This is a genomic window from Streptomyces fractus (assembly GCF_049844455.1).
In the GTDB taxonomy this organism is placed as follows: domain Bacteria; phylum Actinomycetota; class Actinomycetes; order Streptomycetales; family Streptomycetaceae; genus Streptomyces; species Streptomyces fractus.
In genome coordinates this window covers 337325-358349 of record NZ_JBMYHI010000002.1, presented here as the reverse complement: position 1 = coordinate 358349, position 21025 = coordinate 337325, and the positions used below count along the sequence as shown (strand labels likewise).

The window sequence follows — 21025 nt, the reverse complement described above, 5'->3', positions numbered from 1 at the left end:
AGCCTCTGGTGGCCCCTCACTTCCCGCGGGACATCACCCGCTCCGCCGCGGCCCAGTGCTCGTCGGAGACCCACAGGCGCGCGAAGGCGCGGGCCGCCTCGTGCGGGGGACAGCCGCCCGGTCGCGTCACGCGCTTGATCGACCGGGCCGGCCGGTGCGCGAGGGAGTGCGCCAACTCCCGCCACCCCGCCTCGAACCCGCCCCTCGGCAGCACCCGGTCCACGAGCCCCTCCCGCTCGGCCTCCCGCGCGCTCAGGACCTGCCCCGACCCGGCGAGCAGCAGCGCCCGCCCCGGCCCGACGAGCGCGGCGAGCCGCTCCGCGCCGCCCCAGGCCGGCATGATCGCCAGCGCCACCTGGTTGAAGGCGATGCGTACGTCGTCCGCGGCGATCCGGATGTCCGCGGCGAGCGCGAACTCGGCGCCGCCGCCGAAGGCGTGGCCGTTCAGCGCGGCGATCACTGGGCCGGGGAACGCGGCGACGCGGTCGCAGATCGCGCGCATCCGCAGCGCCATCTCCATCGCGGCCTCCTCGGTGCGCAGCGCAGCGAGCTCCTTGAGGTCACCGCCCGACACGAACGCCTTCTCGCCCGCCCCCTTGATGACGAGCGCGTGCGCCGCGCCCTCTGCCTCCGCCTCGGCGACGGCGTCCAGCACCTTCTCCAGGCGGTCCATCGTGGCGAGCCCGATCGCGTTGCGTGCGTGCGGGCGGTCGATGGTGACGACGGCGAGCGGACCGTCCAGTTCGAGGTCGACCATGCGAAGCCCTCCAGAGGAATGAGCGCGGACCGTGGTCGCGTACGACGTATGGAACATAGCTTCTCGATCTGAGAGAGTTCAATTCTCATACGTGCTCAGTGCGTTCAGGTGTATGCCATGAGGAGGTTGGTTTCTTCCATGCCGACGATCCCGGTCACCGCGCTCAGGACGATCCCACCGGAGCTGACCCGGCGCTACGAGACGGAGGGCTGGTGGACCAGAGAAACCCTCGGCGAACTCCTGACGGAGCGTCTGCGTGACGCCCCTGACGCCGAGTTCAGAGTGCACTCACGGGTACGCCCCTGGTCCGGAACCTTCGGCGACGTGGAGCGCACGGCGCGGCGGCTCGCGGCCGGGCTGCGCGAGCGCGGCGTCGGGCCCGGTGACGTCGTCGCGTTCCAGCTGCCCAACTGGAGTGAGGCGGCGGCCGTGTTCTGGGCCTCCGCGCTGCTCGGTGCGGTGGTCGTCCCGATCGTGCACTTCTACGGCCCCAAGGAGGTCGGCTACATCCTGCGCTCCACCCGGCCGAGCGCCTTCTTCGCCGCCGAGCGTTTCGGCCGCCAGGAGTTCCGCCCCGAACTCAGCGCCGGCGTCCCGGTCGTCGGCGTGGTGGGCCGTGACTTCGACGATCTCCTCGCCGACGAGCCGATGGACGGATTCCTGCCCACGGATCCGGCAGCCCCCGCCCTGATCGCCTTCACCTCCGGCACCACCCGCGACCCCAAGGGTGTGGTGCACAGCCACCAGACGCTGCTGTGCGAGACGCGCCAGCTCTCCGCCGCCTACCCGCCGGACCGCGGCAAGCAGTTCACGGTGGCGCCCGTCGGCCACTTCATCGGCATGGTCAACGCGTTCCTGATCCCGGTGCTCGACGGCTCACCGATCAACCTCGGCGACGTATGGGACCCGGCGCAGGCGCTCGACCTCATCGCCCACGAGAACCTGGTCGTCGGCGGGGGAGCGACGTACTACATGACGAGCCTGCTCGACCACCCCGACTGCACCCCCGCGCACATCGCCCGCCTCAAGTACGCGGGCCTCGGCGGCTCCGCCGTCCCGTCGGCCGTGACGACCCGTCTGGAAGGGCTCGGCATAAGGGCGTTCCGCTCCTACGGCTCGACCGAGCACCCCTCCGTCACCTGGGCCCCGCACGACGGGCCCGCCCGCGTCCGGCTGCACACCGACGGCACCCCGCTGGACGGCGTGGAACTGAGGCTCGACGAGGACGGCGAAATCCTCACCCGCGGCCCCGACCTCTGCCTCGGCTACACCGACCCGGAACTCACCAAGTCGGTCTTCGACGCCGACGGTTGGTACCGCACAGGCGACATCGGCGAGGTCGACGAGAACGGCTGCCTGTCCATCACTGACCGCAAGGCGGACGTGATCATCCGGGGCGGCGAGAACATCAGCGCCCTGGAGGTCGAGGAGGTGCTGCTCGGCATGCCCGGTGTCGCGGAGGCGGCCGTGATCGCCGCGCCCGACGCCCGGCTCGGCGAGCACGCGGCCGCCGTGCTGCGCATGCTGCCCGGCCAACCCGTCCCGGAGCTGCCAGAGTTGAGGAAGCACTTCGAGGGCGCCGGGATCGCCCGGCAGAAGTGGCCGGAGGAGGTGCACGGCATCGAGGAGTTCCCGCGCACCGCCAGCGGCAAGGTGAAGAAGTTCGTGCTGCGGAGGGACATTGCCTCGTCCGTTCGGTGAGAATAGTATTCTCGCATTCGGCTAAGGAGGATTCCATGCCTTCGCGCACCCTGCCCTATCCGCTGTTCGACGCGGACAACCACCTGTACGAGACACGGGAAGCGCTGACGAAGCACCTCCCGAAGCAGTACGACGGTGCCATCGAATACGTCGACGTCCGAGGCCGCACGAAGATCGCGATCCGCGGGCGGATCAGCGAGTACATACCGAACCCGACGTTCGACGTCGTCGCCCGGCCCGGCGCGATGGAGGAGTACTTCAGGGTCGGCAACCCCGACGGCAAGACCCGCCGGGAGATCTTCGGCGAACCGATGCGCGCCGTCCCGGCGTTCCGGGAACCGGGGCCCCGCCTGGAACTCATGGACGACCTCGGCGTCCAGCGCTCCCTGATGTTCCCGACGCTCGCGAGCCTCATCGAGGAGCGCATGAAGGACGACCCGGAGCTGATCCACGCGGTCATCCACGCGCTGAACGAGTGGCTGCACGAGACCTGGGGTTTCGTCCACAAGGACCGCATCTTCACCGTCCCCGTGATCACCCTGCCGGTCGTGGACAAGGCGATCGAGGAGCTGAACTGGGTGGTGGAGCGCGGCGCCCGCGCGATTCTCGTCCGCCCCGCACCCGTGCCGGGCCCCGGCGGTGTCACGCGCTCCTTCGCGCTGCCCGAGTTCGACCCGTTCTGGAAGCGCGTGCAGGACCTGGGGGTGCTCGTCACCTTCCACTCCAGCGACAGCGGCTACGCGGAGTACGCCAACGACTGGGAGGGCGGCACCCGCGAGTTCCTGCCCTTCAAGCCCAACGCGTTCCGGCAGGTGGCGGAGTGGCGGCCGGTCGAGGACGCGGTGGCCTCGATGATCTGCCACGGCATGCTCTCCCGGTTCCCCGTACTGAAGGTCGCGGTGATCGAGCAGGGCGCGTCGTGGGTGGAGCCCGTGCTCGGCCGGCTCGCGGACGTGTACAAGAAGATGCCGCACGAGTTCCAGGAGGACCCGGTCGAGGTCTTCAAGCGGCACATCCACATCAGCCCGTTCTGGGAGGAGGACATGGCCGCCCTCGGTGACCTCATCGGCATCGAGCGGGTCCTGTTCGGCTCCGACTACCCGCACCCCGAGGGCCTCGCCGACCCGGTGAGTTACGTCGACTTCCTCGGCAAGCTCGACGAGAGCGACAAGGCCAAGGTGATGGGCGGCAACCTGGCCCGTCTGATGGCGCCATGACGGCTCCCGCCAGCGGTATGAAGTGGCGCAGCATCCCCGAGATGGCGCTCGCCGCCGCCGACCGGTTCGGCGACGCGGAGGCAGTCGTCGACGGCGACCTGCGCCTCACTTTCGGCGAACTCGCCGATCGGATACGGGTCGCCGCCGGCGCGTACGCCCACGGCCTCGGCATCCGCAAGGGCGACCGGGTGGCGCTGTGGGCGCCCAACTCCGCCGCATGGATCGTCGCCGCGTTCGGACTCACGGCGGCCGGCGGCGTCCTCGTCCCGGTGAACACACGCTTCAAGGACGCCGAGGCGCACGACATCGTGCGGCGCAGCGGAGCCAAGGCACTGCTCGTCCAGAACGGCTTCCTGGACCGGGAGTTCACCGGACCCGACGGCGTCCCCGTCGTCGATGTGTCGTCCGACTTCCTCGCCTCGGGCAGGCCGTTCGAGCGCGACGTGGACGAGGACGACATCGCCGACATCGTGTTCACGTCCGGGACCACGGGCCGCTCCAAGGGCGTCATGACCACCCACGGCCAGACGCTGCGCCTCTACGACGAGTGGTGCGAACTCGCCGGGCTCCGTCAGGGCGACCGCTACCTCATGGTCAACCCGTACTTCCACATCTTCGGCTACAAGGCGGGCCTGGTCGCCTCGTTCCTGCGCGGCGCCACCATGCTGCCGGTCCCCGTGTTCGACACGGACGTGGTGCTCGACCTGGTCGAACGCGAACGCGTCACCGTCCTCCCGGGGCCGCCCACCCTGTACCACTCGCTCCTCGCCGCCCCGGCAGGGCGCGACCTGTCCTCCCTGCGCGTCGCGGTCACCGGGTCCGCCGACATCCCGGTCGAACTGGTGCGGCGGGTCACCACCGAGCTGCCCTTCCAGCACCTGATGACCGGCTACGGGCTGACCGAGGCCGGCACCGTCACCGCGTCCCGCCCCGGCGACCCGTACGAGGCCGTAGCCACCACCGTCGGCCGCCCCTGCGAGGGCTTCGAGGTGCGGATCGCCGACGACGGCGAGGTGCTCGTGCGCGGCTACGCCGTGATGAAGGGCTACCTCGACGACCCCGCCGCCACCGCCGAGACCGTCGACCCCGACGGCTGGCTGCACACCGGCGACCTGGGAGAGCTCGACCCGGAGGGCCGGCTGAGGATCGTCGGACGCAAGAAGGACATGTTCATCGTCGGCGGATTCAACGCCTACCCGGCCGAGATCGAGGGCTTCCTGCTCGAACACCCGGCGGTGGCGCAGGCGGCCGTCATCGGCGTGCCCGACGCCCGCATGGGACAGGTCGGCAAGGCGTTCGTGGTGGCCCGCGAGCAGGTGAGCGCCGACGAACTCATCGCCTGGAGCCGCGAACGCATGGCCGGGTTCAAGGTGCCCCGGCACATCGAGTTCCGCGAGGCCCTCCCGCTGGGCGCCACCGGCAAGGTCCTCAAGGACCGACTGACCTCCGAGCCGCAGGAGCAGGAGCCACGACGCGCATGACAGACGACCCCGTGCACACCCCGTCCGGCCTCCCCCTCAAACCCGTCTACACCCCGGCCGACGTTCCCGACACACCGCCGGACCCCGGCACGTACCCCTTCACCCGCGGCAACTACCCGACCGGATACCGCGGCCGCCTGTGGACCCGCCGCCAGTACTCCGGCTTCGGCACCGCGGAGGAGTCCAACCGCCGCTACCGCTACCTCCTCGACCAGGGCTCGACGGGCCTGTCCGTCGCGCTCGACCTGCCCACCCAGTGCGGCTACGACTCCGACGACCCGGAGTACGGCGACGAGGTCGGCCGGGTCGGCGTCGCGGTGGACAGCCTCGCCGACGTCGAGCTGCTCTTCGAACGCCTCCCGCTCGACCGGATCAGCACCAGCTTCACCATCAACGGCACGGCCGCGATCCTGCTCGCCCTGTACGTCGCGGCAGCCGAGAAGCGCGGCATCCCGCGCGCCAAGCTCACCGGCACGATCCAGAACGACATCCTCAAGGAGTACGCCTCGCGCGGCACCTGGATCTGGCCGCCCGAGCCCTCGCTGCGCCTGATCGCCGACACCATCGAGTTCTGCGCCGAGCAGGTCCCGCGCTTCAACGCCATCTCCGTCGCCGGCGCCCACTTCCGCGACGCCGGGGCCAACGCCGTCCAGGAGATGGCGTTCACGCTCGCCGACGGGGTGACGTACTGCGAGACGGTCATCGAACGCGGCCGCATGACGATCGATCAGTTCGCCCCGCAGATCTCCTTCTTCTTCTACACACACGGCGATTTCTTCGAGGAGATCGCCAAGTACCGCGCCGGGCGCAGGCGTTGGGCGACCATCGTGCGCGAACGCTTCGGCGCCGAGACCGACAAGGCGTGCATGTTCCGCTTCGGCTGCGTCGCCGGAGGGGCCTCGCTGTACGCGCCGCAGGCCCGCAACAACACCGTACGCGTCGCCTACGAGGCGCTCGCCTCCGTCCTCGGCGGCGTGCAGTCCATGTTCACCGCGGCCTGGGACGAGCCGTTCGCGCTGCCCAGCGAGGAGTCCGCGACGCTCGCGCTGCGCACCCAGCAGGTCCTCGCCTACGAGACCGGCGCCGGCGCGGTCGCCGACCCGCTGGGAGGTTCGTACTTCGTGGAAGCCCTCACGGACGCCACCGAGGAGCGCGTCGTCGAGATCATGGACGACCTGGAGCGGCACGGCGGCATGGTCCGGGCCATCGAGGACGGCTACTTGCAGGGGCTCATCGCCGACGAGGCGTACCGGGCCCACCAGGACATCGAGTCGGGCACCAGGCCCGTCGTCGGCGTGAACCGGTTCACGGCGGACGAGGCGCCGCCCGACCTCGCCACGTACGAACTCGACGCCGAGGGCCGGGAGCGGCAGCTGAAGCGGCTCGCCCAGGTGAAGCACGAGCGGAGCGCGTCCGAAGTGCGGCGCACGCTCGGGGAGTTGAGGCGCGCCGCCGACGTCCCGGACGTCAACCTCATGGGGCCGCTCGTCGACTGCGCCGCCGCGTACTGCACCGTCGGCGAGATGTCCGACGTGCTGCGCGAGGTGTGGGGCGAGTTCCGGCAGCCGGTGGTGTTCTGATGGGCGCCCGTGTGCTCATCGCCAAGCCCGGACTGGACGGGCACGACCGCGGCGCGAAGATCGTCGCGCGGGCGCTGCGCGACGCCGGCTTCGAGGTCGTGTTCACCGGAATCCGGCAGCGTGTCACCGACATCGCCGCGACCGCCGTGCAGGAGGACGTGGCCGTGGTCGGCCTGAGCATCCTCTCCGGCGCCCACATCGCGCTGACCGCCCGCACCGTCGAGGCGCTGCGGGCCGCGCACGCCGAGGACATCGCGGTGGTCGTGGGCGGCTCCATCCCGGCCGCGGACATCCGCCGCCTGAAGAAGGCGGGCGCCACCGCCGTCCACCCGACCGGCACACCGCTCGACCACATCGTGGCCGACATCCGCAAGCTGACCGCAGACCGTTCGTGAGGAGCCCCGTATGCGTATCGGAGTGATGTCAGGCCCCGAGCGGGGCGACAGCGCGCGCAAGGCCGCCCGCATGATCGACGACGCGCGGTGGGCCGAGGAGGCCGGATTCGACACGGTGTGGGTGCCTCAAGTACCCACGGACTTCGACGCGTTGACCGCCATCGCGCTGATGGGCTCCGTGACCTCACACATCGAACTGGGCACCGCCGTCGTCCCCGTGCACACCCAGCACCCCATCGCGCTGGCCCGCCAGGCACTCTCCGTACATGCGGCGGCGCAGGGGCGGCTCGCGCTCGGGGTGGGTGCCTCGCACCACTGGATCGTGCGCGACATGCTCGGCCTGCCCTACGAGAAACCCGCCGCCTACACGCGCGACTACCTGGACGTCCTCAACACGGCGGTCGGCGGGCCGAGTTCGGTCGACGTCGAGAACGACACCTTCACCGTCCACAACCCGCTCGGCCTGACCCCGGTCGCTCCGCTGCCCGTCCTGCTCGCCGCGCTCGGCCCGGTCATGCTCCGTATCGCGGGGGAGCGGGCCGACGGAACGGTGCTCTGGATGGCCGACGAACGCTCCGTCGCCGACCACGTCGTGCCCCGCATCACCAAGGCCGCCCAGGAGGCCGGACGCCCCGCGCCGCGCGTCGTCGCCGGCGTCCCCGTGTGCCTGTGCCGGCCGAACGAGGTGGACGCCGCGCGCGAGCGCGCCAACCGGATCCTCGGCGAGGCCGAGATCTCGCCCAACTACCAGCGCCTGCTGGAGTACGGCGACGCCCGCGACATCGGCGACCTGTGCGCGGCAGGCGACGAGGCGGCCATCAAAGCGCGCTTCCAGCGGTTCGCGGACGCGGGCGTGACGGACCTGTCCGTACGGCTCCTGCCCATCGGGGAGGGCCGCGAGGAGCTGGTCGCGTCCAAGCGCCGCACCCGCGAGACGGTGGCCGACATCGCCGCGGAGCTGCGGTGAACCCCGGACCGCTGGCCGGTATCCGCGTCCTGGAGGTCGGGCACATCCTCGCGGGCCCCTACGCGACGATGCTCCTGGCCGACCTGGGCGCGGAGGTCACCAAGCTGGAGCCGCCCGGCGGCGACCTGTCCCGGCAGGTGTCCGACGCGTACTTCGCGAGCCTCAACCGCGGGAAACGCAGCATCCGGGTGGACCTGACGACGGACGCGGGTCAGGAGCGGTTGCATCAACTCGTCCGTGACGCCGACGCGTTGCTCGTGAACCTCAAGCCGTCGGCGATCCGGCGCTGCGGGCTGACGTACGACGACCTCAAGGCGTACAACGACCGTCTCGTCTGCGTCGCCCTCACCGGCTACGGCATGGGCGCGGGCGACGCCCCCGCCTTCGACTACGTCGTCCAGGCCGCCACCGGCATCGCCGCCCTGACCGGCGACCCGGAAGGCCCCCCGACGCTGCCCGGCTACTCGTCGGCCGACAACTCGGCCGGAATGACCGCGGCGTTGGGGCTCCTCGCGCAGATCGTGTCGGGGCGCGGCGGACAGGTCGACGTGAGCCTGCGCGACGTCATGCTCTCCCAGCTCAACTACCGCGCCGCCGCCTACCTCAACGAGGGCACCGTCCCCCGCCGCACACCGGGCGGCGCCCACGCCTACTACGTACCGGCCCAGCTGTTCCCCACCGCCGAGGGCCACTTGGCGCTGTTCGTCACGCACGACGGCTTCTGGCGGTCCTTCGCCGCCGAGGCCGGAATCGACGAGCCCGCCTTCGCCACCATGGCGGGCCGGGCGGCGCACAGGGACGACGTGATCGCGGCCGTCACGAAGGCCCTCGCGGGGGACTCGGCGGAGCGCTGGGAGGCGCGGCTGCGGCCCCTGCACGTGCCGGCCGCCGCGGTCCGCACGCTGCCCGAGGCCCTGGAACGCACGCCGGGCGCGGTGATCGAGGCGGGCGACTTCCGGCTGGTCGCCAGCCCCGTCAGGGTCTCCGGATACGAGCCGTCGTACGGGGCGCCGCCGCGCCTGGGGGAGCACGGCGGGTGACGGCCACCACGGCCACCACGGCGGTGGTCAGGCCGTGTCGCCGGCATCCGCGAGGACGGTGCTCCCCGTCATGAAGGCCGCCAGATCGCTCGCGCAGAACAGCACGACGCGGGCGATGTCGTCGGGGACACCGAGCCGGCCCAGCGTGCTCGGCTGCATCACGGACAACAGGTGCGCGGCCTCGGCCGAGTCCGCGCCTCCGACGGCCGCGAGACTGCCCTCGGTGGGAACGTACGTCGGGGCGACACCGAGCACCCGGATGCCCATGGGGGCGAACTCCAGGGCGAGTTGACGGGTGAGCCCGCGGTTCGCGTGCTTCGACCCGACGTACGCGGCGAGCCCCGGTGCCGTCCCCCGGAATCCGGCGGTGGACACGACGTTGACGACCACGCCCCCGTGCCCCGCCTCGCTCATCCGGCGTGCGGCCTCCCGCGTGCCGAGGAAGGTGCCCCGCGCGTTCACGGCGAACACCTCGTCGAAGACCTTCGCGGACATCTCCAGGGCGGGAAGCGCGGGGAAGACGCCCGCGTTGTTGACCCAGATGTCGATCCCGCCCCACTCCCGCACCGCGCTGTCGGCGGCAGCGGACACGCTGTCCTCGTCGGTGACGTCCAGCTGGAGGGGCAGGGCGCGCCCCGGCAGCGTTCCGGCGGCGGCTACGGCGAGTCGCTCGTCGATGTCGGTGACCGCCACGTCCGCGCCCGCCTCGGACAGCCGGTGGGCGATGGCCCGCCCGAGGCCCTGGCCCGCGCCGGTCACGACGGCGCGCCGGCCGGCCAGCGAGATCAGATCGGAGATGGACCGGTTCGAGACATCAGGTACGGGAATCTGCATGGTGTCCCCTTCGCTTGAGGCTACTTCGCGGCGCGGCGGGCCGTTCGGGCCGGCCGGACGGCGATCGAAGTGTCGAGCAGGCTCCGGTGCAGAGATGGCGGAGACGGTATCGAGGGCGGCCCTTCACCCCTCCAACTCGACGCCCTCCCGCCGATCGACCCTACCCGCCGCCCGCGCGAACGCACACACATGGCGTTCCATCCGCCGCTTGGCCCCCGCCTCGTCCCGGGCCCGGATCGACTCGGTGGTCCGCGCGTGGGCCCGCGCGGTGAGGCGGCGGATGTCGTCGTCCAGGAAGCACTCGATGTCGGTGGCGGCGTAGATCGCGTCGCCGAGGGCCGTCATGAGGCCGATGAGGAGTTCGTTGCCCGACGCGCGCGCCACCGCCGTGTGCCAGCGAACATTGGCGCGCAGGAAGCGGGGGACGTCATCCGCTGACGTCAACGCCGCGTGGGCTACATCCAGTTGGGCGAGGTCGTCCTCCGTGCGACGGACCGCGGCGAGCGCGGCGCAGGCGGGTTCGACGGCCTCCCTCGTCTCGTGCAGCGCGTCGAGGCGGAGGTGCTGGCCCCGGATCACCAGCTCGACCGCGCCCGCCAGCGAGGCGTGATCGGGGCGGTGCACGAACGCGCCGCCGCCCCGCCCCGGCCGGATCCGCAACAGCCGCTCCACCTGAAGGATGCGCAGCGCCTCGCGCACCGTGGCGCGGCTCAGACCCGTCTGCTCCACCAACTCCCGCTCCGGCGGCAGCATCGAGCCCTCCGGCAGCCCGCCGGAGAGGATGCGTTCCCGGATGTCGGCGGCGAGGACATCGGCCGCCTTCGGGACGGCGATGGGCGCGAACAGCTTCCCGGCGGCCACGGCTCAGTAGCTCCTCGGCAGGCCGAGGGTGTGCGAGCCCAGATAGTTGAGGATCATCTCCTGGCTGACCGGCGCGATCTTCATCAGACGCGCCTCCCGGAAGAAGCGGGCGACCGCGTACTCCTCCGCGTACCCCATGCCGCCGTGCGTCTGCAGCGCCCGGTCGGCGGCGTCGAAACCGGCGTCCGCGCACAGGTACTTGGCGGTGTTCGCCTCGCGGCCGCACGGGCGCCCGTTGTCGTACAGCCACGTCGCCTTGCGCAGCATCAGCTCGGCGGCGTCGAGCCGGGCGAGGGAGTCGGCGAGCGGGAACTGGAGGCCCTGGTTCACGCCGATCGGCCGCCCGAACACCTCCCGTTCATTGCCGTACTTGACCGCGCGCTCCAGCGCCACACGGCCGATGCCCAGTGCCTCGGCGGCGATCAGCATCCGCTCCGGATTGAGCCCGTCGAGGATGTACTTGAAGCCCTGGCCCTCTTCGCCGACCCGGTCCGCGACGGGCACCCGCAGCCCGTCGATGAACAGCTCGTTGGAGGTCACGGCGTTGCGGCCCATCTTCGCGATGGGGCGGATGTCGACGTGCGCACGGTCGAGGTCGGTGAGGAACAGCGTCATGCCGTCCGTCTTCTTCGCCACGTCGTCCGCACGCGTGGTGCGGGTCAGGAGCAGGATCTTCTCCGACTCCATGGCCTTGGAGATCCACACCTTGCGGCCGTCGACGATGTAGTGCTCGCCCTCGCGGCGCGCGAACGTGGTGATCCGCGTGGTGTCGAGCCCCGCCTCCGGCTCGGTCACACCGAAGCAGACGTGGAGATCGCCGGTGGCGACGCGGGGGAGGGTGCGCCGCTTGAGTTCGTCCGAGCCGTGCACGACCACGGGATGCATCCCGAAGATGTTCAGGTGGATGGCGCTCGCCGCGTTCATGCCGCCGCCCGAGCGCGCCACCTCCTCGAGCAGCAGTGTGGCCTCGGTGATCCCGAGCCCGTGGCCGCCGTACTCCTCCGGGATCGTCAGGCCCAGCCAGCCGCCCCCGGCCACGGCGGCGTAGAACTCCTCGGGGAATTCGTGCTGTTGGTCCTTGGCGCTCCAGTACGCGTCGTCGAAGTCGCGGAGCAGCCCCGCGACGGCCTTGCGGATCGTCTCCTGGTCCTCGGTGAGCTGGAAGTCCACGTGCGCACACCTCCGTGACGGCTTCGCATCCGACAAAAGGTCAGACCGAAAGGTGAACGTACTTGATGCCGCGCCGACCCGTACAGAGGGCCGCTTCGGTCAACTGTCGCGCGCATACGCGACAGGGCATACGCGAGGGGAGGGTTGCCGCGCGTGGGGCCGGGCAGGAGTGGTAGAAGCCAACTGGGGGTTCTCTGCCCCCAGTACGGCACTTGGAGGTACACCGTGATGCTCCCGGCTCGCCGCCGCGCAGCGGACGCTGCCTGTGAGGGGGGCGAGCGGTCCAGCGAACTCGAGGCGCAAGTACAGCAGTTGAAGGAGGCCGTGACCTCGCACGCCGAGGTCGACCAGGCCATCGGAGTCGTGATCGCGGTGGGTGGCGGCACGCCGGCCGAGGCCTGGGACGTGCTGCGCGAGACCTCGATGCACACCAACACCAAGGTCCGCCTCGTCGCCCGGTGGCTGGTCGCCTGGCCACGCACTCGCGAACTCGACCCGGTGATCCGCGCCGAGCTGGAGCGTCAGCTCGCGATGCGGGGCGGGGGAGCGGCGGCGGGGGTCACGCCGGAACCGCACTGAGACCCCGCTCCCCGGCCCGGGCCGCGAAGGCTCCCACCGAGAAGCGGGTGCGGGCTCACTGCCGAACCCGCCACGGCCAGCATTGACCGCTTCACCCCTCGGGGTAACACGCAGGCCCGCTCACTAACGCAAATGTGCCCGGAATCTTCACGAGTGCTGGCCCGCCCGGTCACGCGCGTGCTTCACGCGGGGGACACCGCCGCGTCGATGAGGCGTCGGGCCGCCGCGTCGGTACGGGGCGCGTCGCCCGTCACCAGCCGGTCCTGGCACAGGCCGCGCAGCCCGGACACGAGCAGGGTCGCCCGCTCGCGCGCCGCGGGCCCCGGGTGGCCGAGGCGGACATACGCGTCCGCGATCGGATCGACCATGAACGCGACGGTCTCGCGGGCCAACTCCCCGTACTGATCCGGGTCGGTCGCCGCGAGGCTCAGCAGCTGGAGCAGCATCCGGATCGGCCCGGCCTGCTCGCCCACCGTGATCGCCGTCCACAGCGCGCGGGCCGAGCCGCGCAGCGCCTCGACGTCCTCGACCGGGTCGAACAGCGCGTGGGCGTCGGGCCGACTCGCGGCGAGGGCGCGCGCGATCAGGTGCTCGCGGCTGCCGAAGTAGTACAGCAGCATCCGCTTCGTGGTGCCGATCTCGACGGCGAGCGGAGCGAGCGACAGGTGCGCGAGGCCGTGGCGCTGCACGTACGCCACCACCTGGCCGAGCAGCTCGGCGCGCTTCTCGGTGTTCACGGTTCGGGGCACCCTTTGAACGTACCGGACGGTACATGTATCGTCCATTCATCATGGATTCCTGTTCCGATCGGTACATCTACGAACGCCCGCGCGGCGCCGTCGTCAAGGCGTTCGCCGAGGCGGCCTGGTTCCCCGCCGTCCTCTTCCTCGGCGTCCTCTGCTTCTTCGCCCCGGCCCTGCACGCCCCGAAGCCGCACCACGTCGAGGTCGTCGTGGCGGGTTCGGCGGACCGGGTCGAGGGCGAGCTGCGCGCGCGGTACCCCGACGGCTTCGACGTGACCCCCGTGGACACCGCCCGCGAGGCCCGCCAGGCGGTCCTCGACCGCGATGCCTTCGCCGGATACGTCACCGGGCACCGCCCCGTCCTGTACGTCGCCAAGGGCAACGGCGCCTCCCTGGAGCAGACCCTCACCGGGGCCTTCGGCGGGCTCGCGGGCGGCGCCCCGACCGTCCGGGACGTCGCACCGACCGCGCGGAAGGACCTGCTCGGCTCGACGGTCCTGTACTTCGCCATCGCCTGGAACATCCCCGCGTACATCCTTGCCACGACGCTGCTGCGGGCCGTCGGCCTCGACCGGCGCCGCAAGCTCCTGGCCATCGCGGCCGTCGCCGCCGTGTTCAGCCTCGTCGGCTACGGGGTCGGCGTCGGGCTCGGCTACTTCGACGCGCATCCGGCCGTCCTCGGCGTGGCCTTCCTCCTCAGCACGGCGGTCGCTACGGCCGCCTCCGGGCTCGCGCCGTTCACCCGGCAGTTCCTGCCCGCTGTCGGCATGACGCTGTTCATCGTGATGTCGATCCCGACCAGCGGGGGAGCGGTGCCCGCCCCGCTGCTGCCGGAGTTCTTCCAGGGCGTGCACGCCGTGATGCCGCTCGCCAACGCCGTCGACGCGCTGCGCGGAGTGCTGTACTTCGACGGGGCAGGGACCCTCAAGCCGATCCTCGTCCTGTGCGGCTGGATCGTGGCGGGCCTCGCCCTGCTCGGCCTCGACCACGCGCGACACCGGCGCGCGGCCTCGCCCGAAGCGCCCCCGGTCGACGACCCCGCCGCCGAGACCCCCGTGCCCACCGCGCTGCCCGCCCAGCGCCACCACTTCGGCGAACCGGTCCCCGCCCTGACCGGCGTGGTCGGCGACGCACAGCACACACCGGTGCGGGGCGCCGCCGTCGTCGTCCTCGACGGCCGCGGACGCCAACTGGTCTCCACGTTCACCGACGACCAGGGCCGCTACGCGGTGGCGGGCCTGCCCGAGGACCACCTCAGCCTGGTGGCGTCGGCCCCCGGCAGACACCCCGAGGCACAGCGCATCCTCGTACGCCAAGGAGCCCCCGCCACCGCGGACTTCACGCTGCGCGCACGGGACGGCGCCCTGGTCAGCCGATGAGGCCGGCCCCCGCGCCAACGATCTCGGTGACCCTGCTCAGGACCACGTCGACCTCCTCGTCCGACAGCGGTACGAGTTCCAGGGCCAGCTCGTCGTCGTCCTGGCGGTCCGTGTAGAGCCAGATCTGCGGGTCCCCGGCCCTGAGCGCGTCCGCGAGGGCCGGCGCGTCGAGCCCGGCACGTGCCGCGTCGACCCGCAGCGCCGCGCGGGGGAACGGCAGGCCGGTCGGGTCGGGGACGGGGTGTGCGGTGAGGCCGGGCAGCGCGCCCGCGCGGGCGACGAAACGCGCGACCTTCTCCTCCTGCTGACGCTTCCACACGGACACGTCAAGCTCCTGCCGTGCCTCCAGCGCGGCGAGCGTGCCCACGATCGCCTCCTTGCTCGCCTTCATCGCCCGGCCGATTCCCTTGCCCTGCGCCCGCACGGCCCGGACGGCCCCGGCGCGGCCGAGCACCAGGCCCGCGGTCGGGCCGCCCAGGTACTTCTGGCCGCTGACGAGGACGAGATCCGCGCCGGTGCCGAGGAGTTCACCGACCCGGAAGGACTGCGCGGCCCCGTCGATGATCGCCGGCACCCCGCGCCGGTGCGCCGCCGCGACGGCCTCGGCGACCGGGATCCGCGCCCCGCGCGTGAGCCGCGACGACACCAGCACGAGACACGCGGTGCCGGGATGCGCCAGGTCCTTCTCCAACTCGTCCAGCGTGCAGGCGGCGTCGGAGCCCGACAGGACGGGTGTCCCGCCCGCGAGACGGATGTCCTGGACCAGCGGGTGCCCGTAGTCGATGGCGTGGCCCGCCGGCAGCACCACGCGCGCGGGCAGCCCACCGGTGTCCGGCAGCGAGGCGATCCGCTCCGCCGATTCGCCCGTCATCGCGGCCGCGACGGACAGCGTGATCGCGGACGACGTGCAGTGCACGACCGTTCCGGCCGCCGCGCCGGTGGCGCGTGCGAGGGTACGGTCGGCGAGGTCGTGCAGCTCCTCCATGACGAAGAAGCCGCCCAGCGCCTCCGCGACCGCGCGCCCGACCGGCTCGTCACTGCGCGAGACACCGGTCGGCGTGAACGGCCCCCGGGCGTTGATCAATCGCGTGAGCCCGTATCGCTCGTGAAGCCCCTGCGGTTCGCGAAGCCCTTGCTGTTGGTGTCGCCCCTGTTGTTCGTCACGCGCCTGCTGTTCGTGAAGTCCCATGGGCAGCATGGTGCCTGCTCGGCGCCGCGTGCCCGACGACCGGCTCAGCGGGTCGCGTGCGGGGTCGCGTGCAGGGCGTCACCGAACCGCCGATGGCTGTGCCGCCAACCGCCCGCGATCCGCACGGCGCCGCGCACATGCGGATGGTCCGCGGCGAGCCCCGCGTGCTCGTGCTCCACCTCCGGGACCGAGCCGTCCACCGCCACGGGCCACAACCGCGCCGCCGCGACCCCGGCGCCCACCGCCACCACCCCGAGCCCGGCCACGGCCGCGCCGAGACCGGCCCACGCGCCCAGCCACCCCGCCAGCGGATACGTGAGCAGCCAGCACGCGTGCGAGAGGGAGAACTGCGCGGCGAACGCCGCCGCACGGTCCCGCTCCGGCGCGGCCCGCCGGACCAGCCGGCCGGCCGGCGTGAGCACCATCGAGCACGCGCCACCGAACGCCGCCCACGCGGCGAGCAGCGCGGGCACCCGCCAACTCCCGGTGTGCGCCGCCGTGATGACCCCGACGCCGGCGAACACGCCGCCCAGCGTCAGCGCCCCGCGCACCATCACCGCCCGTTCACCCACCCGCTCAAGGATCCGCGGCACCACGAGCGCCACCGCCATCGACCCGGCCCCGTACGCCCCGAGCGCCAGCGGCACCGCGCCCGACGACAGGCCCAGGAAGTCCCGTACGTAGACGACGGAGTTGACGGTCACCAGCGCGCTCGCCGCCGCCACGGCCAGGTTCAGCGCCAGCAGGCCCCGCAGCTGCGGGAGTGCGAGGAAGAGGCGCGTCCCGGCCGTCGCCCTGGCGAACACGCCACCCGCGCGCGCAGGCGCGTGGACACGCTCGGGCAGCGTCGCCGAGAGCACGAGCGCGGCCGAGGCGAGGAAGCCGACCACCGTTCCCGTGAACAGGCGGTGGTACGAGAGCACGGACAACAGTGCCGCGGCCAGCGCCGGACTGAACAGGCTCTCCATGTCGTACGCGAGCCGGGCGAGCGACAACGCGCGCGTGTAGTCCCGTTCGCCCGGCAGCACCTCCGGGATCAGCGCCTGGAAGGTGGGCGTGAAGACGGCCGACGCGGACTGCAGCACGAACACCAGGACGTAGACCTGCCACACCTGGTCCACGAAGGGCAGCAGCAGCGCCACGGAGGCCCGCAGCAGGTCGGAGCCCACCATCACCGCGCGGCGCGGCAGTCGTTCGGCGACGGCCCCGACGAGCGGTGCGACGAGCACGTACGCCGTCATCTTGATCGCGAGCGCCGTGCCGAGTACGGCGCCGGCGTCCGCGCCCGCGATGTCGTACGCCAGGAGACCGAGCGCGACGGTGGCGAGGCCGGTGCCGACGAGGGCGACGACCTGGGCGCCGAACAGGCGGCGGTAGGTGCGATGGCGCAGAACCGTGAGCATGCGGGCCCCTCCCGAAGGCTGCACCGGCAGATTACTCGTCATGTGCGCACCTGCGCACATGACGAGCATGTTCCCGCCGGTTGTGCCGTCCGCGCAAGGGCTCCATGGCAGGAGCCCCAGGCCGGGAGAGGGGGCTCTAGGCTGAGGCCATGCCCGCAAGCGACCCCACCCCCACAGCGGTCCCCGCGCACCCGCGCGAGCCCGACGCCGCCCGACTCGCCGAGGCGACAAGGGTGTTCGCCCTCCTGTCGGACGCGACCCGGCTGCACGTGCTGTGGCTGCTCGCCCTGGAGGAGTCGGACGTGGGCTCGCTCGCCGACCGTGTCGCGGCATCGCGCACAGCCGTCAGCCAGCACCTGGCGAAGCTGCGGCTCGCGGGCCTGGTCGAGGCGCGCCGCGAAGGGCGCCACATGCACTACCGCCTCGCTGACGGGCACCTGCGGCGCCTGGTGACGGAGGCGCTGAGCCACGCGGACCATCGGGTGACGGGGGAGGCCCCGCACGATTAGTCGGCTCTACGGAGAGGGCGCCTCCGCGGCACTCATGCGCGTTCGCGGACCGAGGTGAGCAGCCCGTACAGGACGACGTTCCCCGCGTACCCGGTGCTCTTGCTGTACGTGCCGCCGCAGGTGATGACGCGGAGCTCGGGCAGGCCCGTGCCGCCGTAGACCCGGCGGGACGGGAAGTGCTTCTTGTCGACGACGTCGATGCCGTGGATCTCGAAGACGGCCGTCTTCCCGTCGGCGCGGTCGATCTCGATGTGCTCGCCCTTCTTGAGCGCGCCGAGACCGTAGAAGACGGCGCGGCCCTCGGCGTTGTCGACGTGCCCGTCGACGATCGCCGTGCCGCGCTCCCCGGGCGTGACCGCCCCCGGGAACCAGCCCGCCAGATTCGCCCTGTCCGGCGGCGGGGCGTCCAGCCAGCCCTCCGCGTCCCGGCCGACCCGCGTCAGCGGCGCGTTCACACCGATCTCGGGGATGCGGATGCGCTGGGGGACGGCGGCGGGCAGCGGGTCGGCGGGCGGCGTGTCGGTGCCGAGCTTCGCGGCGCCCGGCTCGGGCTGCGGCGGACCGTCACCGGACATCCCGTGGTGCACCAGCAGCACCCCCGCGAGCAGCGTCGCCGCGAGGAAGGACCACGTGGGGCGCCGACGCCGCACCGCGGGCGGGGACCCGGCTATCGCAGGCATCAGCGGACCCCGGCCCCGTGCCGTCGCCGGCGCAGCCGCCTGCCGACGAGCACGGGCGCACAGGCCAGAGCGAGCAGCCCGGCCGCCGCGCCCAGGTGCCGGCCCAGTCCGCCCGACGCGTCGTCAGGCTCGGCGCCGGTGGCGGGCGCGGGCGCCGGAGCGGCCGCCGCCAACTGCTGCGGAGCCGACGGGCGCCGGGTCGCCGCCGCCTGTCGTGCGTGCAGCGGAGCCGCCTGCGCGCCCCAGTCGAGCAGCGCGCGGCTCTCCTCGTAGACCGCGTTGAAGTCCCCGTCCTGCGGGTTCATGACGGTCACGACGACCGTGCGCCCCCCGTGGGTCGCGGCGGAGACCAGGGTGCAGCCGGCCTTGGACGTGTAGCCGTTCTTGACGCCGATCAGGCCCGGATAGGGCTCCACCCCGTGCGAGCCCACGAGGAGCCGGTTGGTGTTCTCGATGCCGAACGCCCGCGGGCCGCCGGCCGCAGGGAAGCGCGCCGACTTCGTCGCCATGTAATGCCGGAAGTCGCGGTTCTTGAGGCCCTCCCTGGCGATCAGCGCCAGATCGTGGGCCGAGGAGAACTGGCCGCTCGTGTCATAGCCGTCGGGGGAGCGGACCTGGGTGTCGCGGGCGCCGATCCGGCGGGCGGTCGCCTGCATCTGCGCGACCGTGCGGGGGACGCCGCCGTTCATGTGGGCGAGCGTGTGCACGGCGTCGTTGCCGGAGCTGAGGAACACGCCGCGCCACAGGTCGGCGACCGTGTACCGGTGCCCCTCGTCGACCCCGACGAGACTGCTGCCTTCGGACACGTCGGAGAGATCCCCGTACGTGGCCCGGTGCACCTCGCTCTGGGGCAGCTTCGGCAGCACGGTCAGGGCGAACAGGGTCTTGAGCGTGCTCGCGGGCGGCAGCCTGCGGTGCGGCGCCTTCGAGGCGAGGACGTCCCCGGTGCGCGCGTCCATGACCTCCCACGACAGCGCGGAGAGGGACGGCGGCGCGGGCGGGTCCGGCACCGGCGGATCGGCGCAGGCGGGGCCGACGGTGCCCGCGGACACCGCCGCGCACACGCCGCAGGAGACAACGGCCCTGCCGAGGGCAGGGCGAAAGCGGAGGATAGACGCCATGCCGGAAACGTAGAACCGGCCCGGCGCGACCGCGCTCCACGTACGCCATACGGCCGCCGCACACGGGGGACGCCCGCCCGAGGTGCGGGCGTCGGCGCGCGGAAATACGCTGTTCGGGTGACGGCCGCTCCGATCGGGGCGGCCGTGATCCTCCCCGCCGAGCCGGGCGGGTCACGAACGTGACGTACGTACGCTGGAATGACACGACGGTGGAGGTGGCCACCATGACGGCCCAGACACGACTCCTGAACCGGCTCTCGCACGCGGACCGGGACCGATTGATGCCCCTGGCCAAAGAGGTCTCGTTCGACCAGGACACCCGGATCTTCGAGGAGGGGGACCGGGCGGACCGGTTCTGGATCATCCGGACCGGGATGGTCACCCTCGACGTCCGCGTCTCCGACCGCGCCCTGCTGCCCATCGACCCGCTCGGTCCGGGCGATCTGCTGGGCTGGTCCTGGCTGTTCGAACCGTACGAATGGGACTTCGGCGCGGAGGCGTTCAGCCCGGTGCGGGCCTACGAGTTCGACGGCGCGACCGTACGCACGCTGTGCGAGCAGGAACCGAGGATCGGCGTCGCGGTGCTGCACGGGGTGGCCGAGGTGATGGCGCACCGGCTGGAGTCGGCGAGGGTCAAGCTGGTCGAGGCGCATCGGACGCACGGCTACATCTAGGCGCGTCCCCCGGCTTCAGAGAGGCGTCAGAGGCGGCCGCGTCACCCGACTCGACGTCTCGACAGGCGGTGGGCGCGTCCACGCGGTGGGATCGATGGCGGAGTACCCGCACATCCGTGGTCCGTTCGCCGGGCCCGCCGAGAGGATCCGCATGGGCCGCACCGCGTCCTGGCCGACCGCCGCCGTCGCCGCGGCCACACTCGCCTTCGGGGCCCTGATGTGCCCGGCGGCCCTGGCCGCGGACGACGATTCCGCGTGGGACACCGACACGTCGTGGACCGAGAGCCCGCCGGTGGCCGACATGTCGGGAACGCTGGAGCTCGTGCCCGCCGACCCCGGGCCGGGCGCGAGCGTCACGGCGAGTACGAGCGCCTGCGGCGAGGACCGGACCGCGACGGGGGACGCCGACAGCCTCGGCGCGGGCGAGTTCCCCTTGCAGACGGCGACCCAGGAGGGCTCGGTCACGGGCCAGTTCAAGGTGCCGACGGGCGCCAGGTCCGGCACCTTCCCGGTCACCGTGTCCTGCGAGAGCGGCACCGAGGTCCGGCAGACGCTCACCGTGTCGGGCCGGGGCGGCACCGAACTGGGCGGCGTCAACGCCGGGGACGGCGGCTCGCTCGGCACACTGAGCGTCGCGCAACTGGCCCTGGGCGGGGTGCTCATCGCCGGCGCGCTGGTCGCGGCCGGGCACTACGCACGCCGCCGCGCCCAGGAGGCGTGAGGATCCCGGGCGCGGCGGCAGTCT

21 protein-coding genes are annotated in these 21025 nt (G+C 72.3%); 12 read left to right on the top strand and 9 right to left on the bottom strand.

Annotated elements, in window-relative coordinates; translation table 11 throughout:
* Positions 1-16: 16 nt before the first annotated feature.
* Complete coding sequence (locus ACP4E5_RS03705) at positions 17-757, bottom strand: enoyl-CoA hydratase/isomerase family protein (protein WP_425825245.1); 741 nt, start codon at positions 755-757, stop codon at positions 17-19.
* A gap of 138 nt (positions 758-895) precedes the next feature.
* On the opposite strand from ACP4E5_RS03705, the gene ACP4E5_RS03700 reads away from it, so the two are divergent.
* Genes ACP4E5_RS03700 through ACP4E5_RS03670 form a run of 7 tightly spaced genes read left to right on the top strand, consistent with a single transcriptional unit; the run spans position 896 to position 9138 of the window.
* Positions 896-2458 carry an AMP-binding protein gene (locus ACP4E5_RS03700; RefSeq protein WP_425825244.1) on the top strand — a complete coding sequence of 521 codons (1563 nt, stop codon included), beginning with the start codon at positions 896-898 and terminating at the stop codon, positions 2456-2458.
* A gap of 35 nt (positions 2459-2493) precedes the next feature.
* Complete coding sequence (locus ACP4E5_RS03695; RefSeq protein WP_425825243.1) at positions 2494-3675, top strand: amidohydrolase family protein; 1182 nt, start codon at positions 2494-2496, stop codon at positions 3673-3675.
* 17 nt (positions 3676-3692) lie between these two features.
* Positions 3693-5156: a FadD3 family acyl-CoA ligase gene (locus ACP4E5_RS03690; RefSeq protein WP_425841064.1), complete on the top strand. Its 1464-nt coding sequence runs from the start codon at positions 3693-3695 to the stop codon at positions 5154-5156.
* On the top strand, positions 5153-6736 hold the full coding sequence (locus ACP4E5_RS03685) for a methylmalonyl-CoA mutase family protein (protein WP_425825242.1): 1584 nt from the start codon (positions 5153-5155) through the stop codon (positions 6734-6736). The genes ACP4E5_RS03690 and ACP4E5_RS03685 overlap by 4 nt, the downstream gene beginning before the upstream one ends.
* Positions 6736-7131: a cobalamin B12-binding domain-containing protein gene (locus ACP4E5_RS03680; RefSeq protein WP_425825241.1), complete on the top strand. Its 396-nt coding sequence runs from the start codon at positions 6736-6738 to the stop codon at positions 7129-7131. The genes ACP4E5_RS03685 and ACP4E5_RS03680 overlap by 1 nt, the downstream gene beginning before the upstream one ends.
* A gap of 10 nt (positions 7132-7141) precedes the next feature.
* Complete coding sequence (locus ACP4E5_RS03675) at positions 7142-8098, top strand: LLM class F420-dependent oxidoreductase (protein ID WP_425825240.1); 957 nt, start codon at positions 7142-7144, stop codon at positions 8096-8098.
* The gene (locus ACP4E5_RS03670) at positions 8095-9138 is read left to right on the top strand and encodes a CaiB/BaiF CoA transferase family protein (protein WP_425825239.1); all 1044 of its coding nucleotides are present in this window, start codon (positions 8095-8097) and stop codon (positions 9136-9138) included. Before ACP4E5_RS03675 ends, ACP4E5_RS03670 begins: the two co-directional genes overlap by 4 nt.
* Positions 9139-9165: 27 nt before the next feature.
* Here the strand turns inward: ACP4E5_RS03670 and ACP4E5_RS03665 are convergent, their stop codons facing one another.
* The 3 genes from ACP4E5_RS03665 to ACP4E5_RS03655 all read right to left on the bottom strand — a co-directional run bounded on the left by ACP4E5_RS03665 (position 9166) and on the right by ACP4E5_RS03655 (position 12003).
* Complete coding sequence (locus tag ACP4E5_RS03665) at positions 9166-9972, bottom strand: SDR family NAD(P)-dependent oxidoreductase (protein ID WP_425825238.1); 807 nt, start codon at positions 9970-9972, stop codon at positions 9166-9168.
* A 123-nt stretch (positions 9973-10095) separates the two neighbouring features.
* Positions 10096-10833, bottom strand: coding sequence for a FadR/GntR family transcriptional regulator (locus ACP4E5_RS03660; protein WP_425825237.1), 738 nt, complete (start codon positions 10831-10833; stop codon positions 10096-10098).
* A 3-nt stretch (positions 10834-10836) separates the two neighbouring features.
* A complete protein-coding gene (locus tag ACP4E5_RS03655) occupies positions 10837-12003 on the bottom strand; it encodes an acyl-CoA dehydrogenase family protein (protein ID WP_425825236.1) in 1167 nt (388 codons plus the stop codon).
* A gap of 228 nt (positions 12004-12231) precedes the next feature.
* On the opposite strand from ACP4E5_RS03655, the gene ACP4E5_RS03650 reads away from it, so the two are divergent.
* Entirely contained in the window at positions 12232-12582 is a 351-nt protein-coding gene (locus tag ACP4E5_RS03650) for an ANTAR domain-containing protein (protein WP_425841062.1), read from the top strand.
* A 182-nt stretch (positions 12583-12764) separates the two neighbouring features.
* Here ACP4E5_RS03650 and ACP4E5_RS03645 read toward each other — a convergent pair whose 3' ends face one another.
* Positions 12765-13319 (bottom strand): TetR/AcrR family transcriptional regulator, encoded by a 555-nt coding sequence (locus ACP4E5_RS03645; RefSeq protein WP_425825235.1) that lies wholly within the window; start codon positions 13317-13319, stop codon positions 12765-12767.
* 53 nt (positions 13320-13372) lie between these two features.
* On the opposite strand from ACP4E5_RS03645, the gene ACP4E5_RS03640 reads away from it, so the two are divergent.
* Positions 13373-14704 (top strand): carboxypeptidase regulatory-like domain-containing protein, encoded by a 1332-nt coding sequence (locus ACP4E5_RS03640; RefSeq protein WP_425825234.1) that lies wholly within the window; start codon positions 13373-13375, stop codon positions 14702-14704.
* Here the strand turns inward: ACP4E5_RS03640 and ACP4E5_RS03635 are convergent.
* A complete protein-coding gene (locus tag ACP4E5_RS03635; protein WP_425825233.1) occupies positions 14694-15893 on the bottom strand; it encodes an aminotransferase class V-fold PLP-dependent enzyme in 1200 nt (399 codons plus the stop codon). The two genes, ACP4E5_RS03640 and ACP4E5_RS03635, sit on opposite strands and share 11 nt — an antisense overlap.
* Positions 15894-15937: 44 nt before the next feature.
* Complete coding sequence (locus tag ACP4E5_RS03630; RefSeq protein ID WP_425841059.1) at positions 15938-17296, bottom strand: MFS transporter; 1359 nt, start codon at positions 17294-17296, stop codon at positions 15938-15940.
* 149 nt (positions 17297-17445) lie between these two features.
* On the opposite strand from ACP4E5_RS03630, the gene ACP4E5_RS03625 reads away from it, so the two are divergent.
* Complete coding sequence (locus ACP4E5_RS03625) at positions 17446-17805, top strand: ArsR/SmtB family transcription factor (protein ID WP_425825232.1); 360 nt, start codon at positions 17446-17448, stop codon at positions 17803-17805.
* Between the two features lie 32 nt (positions 17806-17837).
* Here the strand turns inward: ACP4E5_RS03625 and ACP4E5_RS03620 are convergent, their stop codons facing one another.
* Complete coding sequence (locus ACP4E5_RS03620; RefSeq protein ID WP_425825231.1) at positions 17838-18485, bottom strand: class F sortase; 648 nt, start codon at positions 18483-18485, stop codon at positions 17838-17840.
* Positions 18485-19606 carry a D-alanyl-D-alanine carboxypeptidase family protein gene (locus tag ACP4E5_RS03615; protein WP_425825230.1) on the bottom strand — a complete coding sequence of 374 codons (1122 nt, stop codon included), beginning with the start codon at positions 19604-19606 and terminating at the stop codon, positions 18485-18487. The genes ACP4E5_RS03620 and ACP4E5_RS03615 overlap by 1 nt, the downstream gene beginning before the upstream one ends.
* Positions 19607-19830: 224 nt before the next feature.
* Here ACP4E5_RS03615 and ACP4E5_RS03610 point away from each other — a divergent pair, with 224 nt between their 5' ends.
* Both ACP4E5_RS03610 and ACP4E5_RS03605 read left to right on the top strand, forming a co-directional pair.
* The gene (locus ACP4E5_RS03610; RefSeq protein ID WP_425825229.1) at positions 19831-20280 is read left to right on the top strand and encodes a cyclic nucleotide-binding domain-containing protein; all 450 of its coding nucleotides are present in this window, start codon (positions 19831-19833) and stop codon (positions 20278-20280) included.
* Between the two features lie 94 nt (positions 20281-20374).
* Entirely contained in the window at positions 20375-21001 is a 627-nt protein-coding gene (locus ACP4E5_RS03605) for a hypothetical protein (protein ID WP_425825228.1), read from the top strand.
* The last annotated feature ends 24 nt before the right edge of the window (positions 21002-21025 follow it).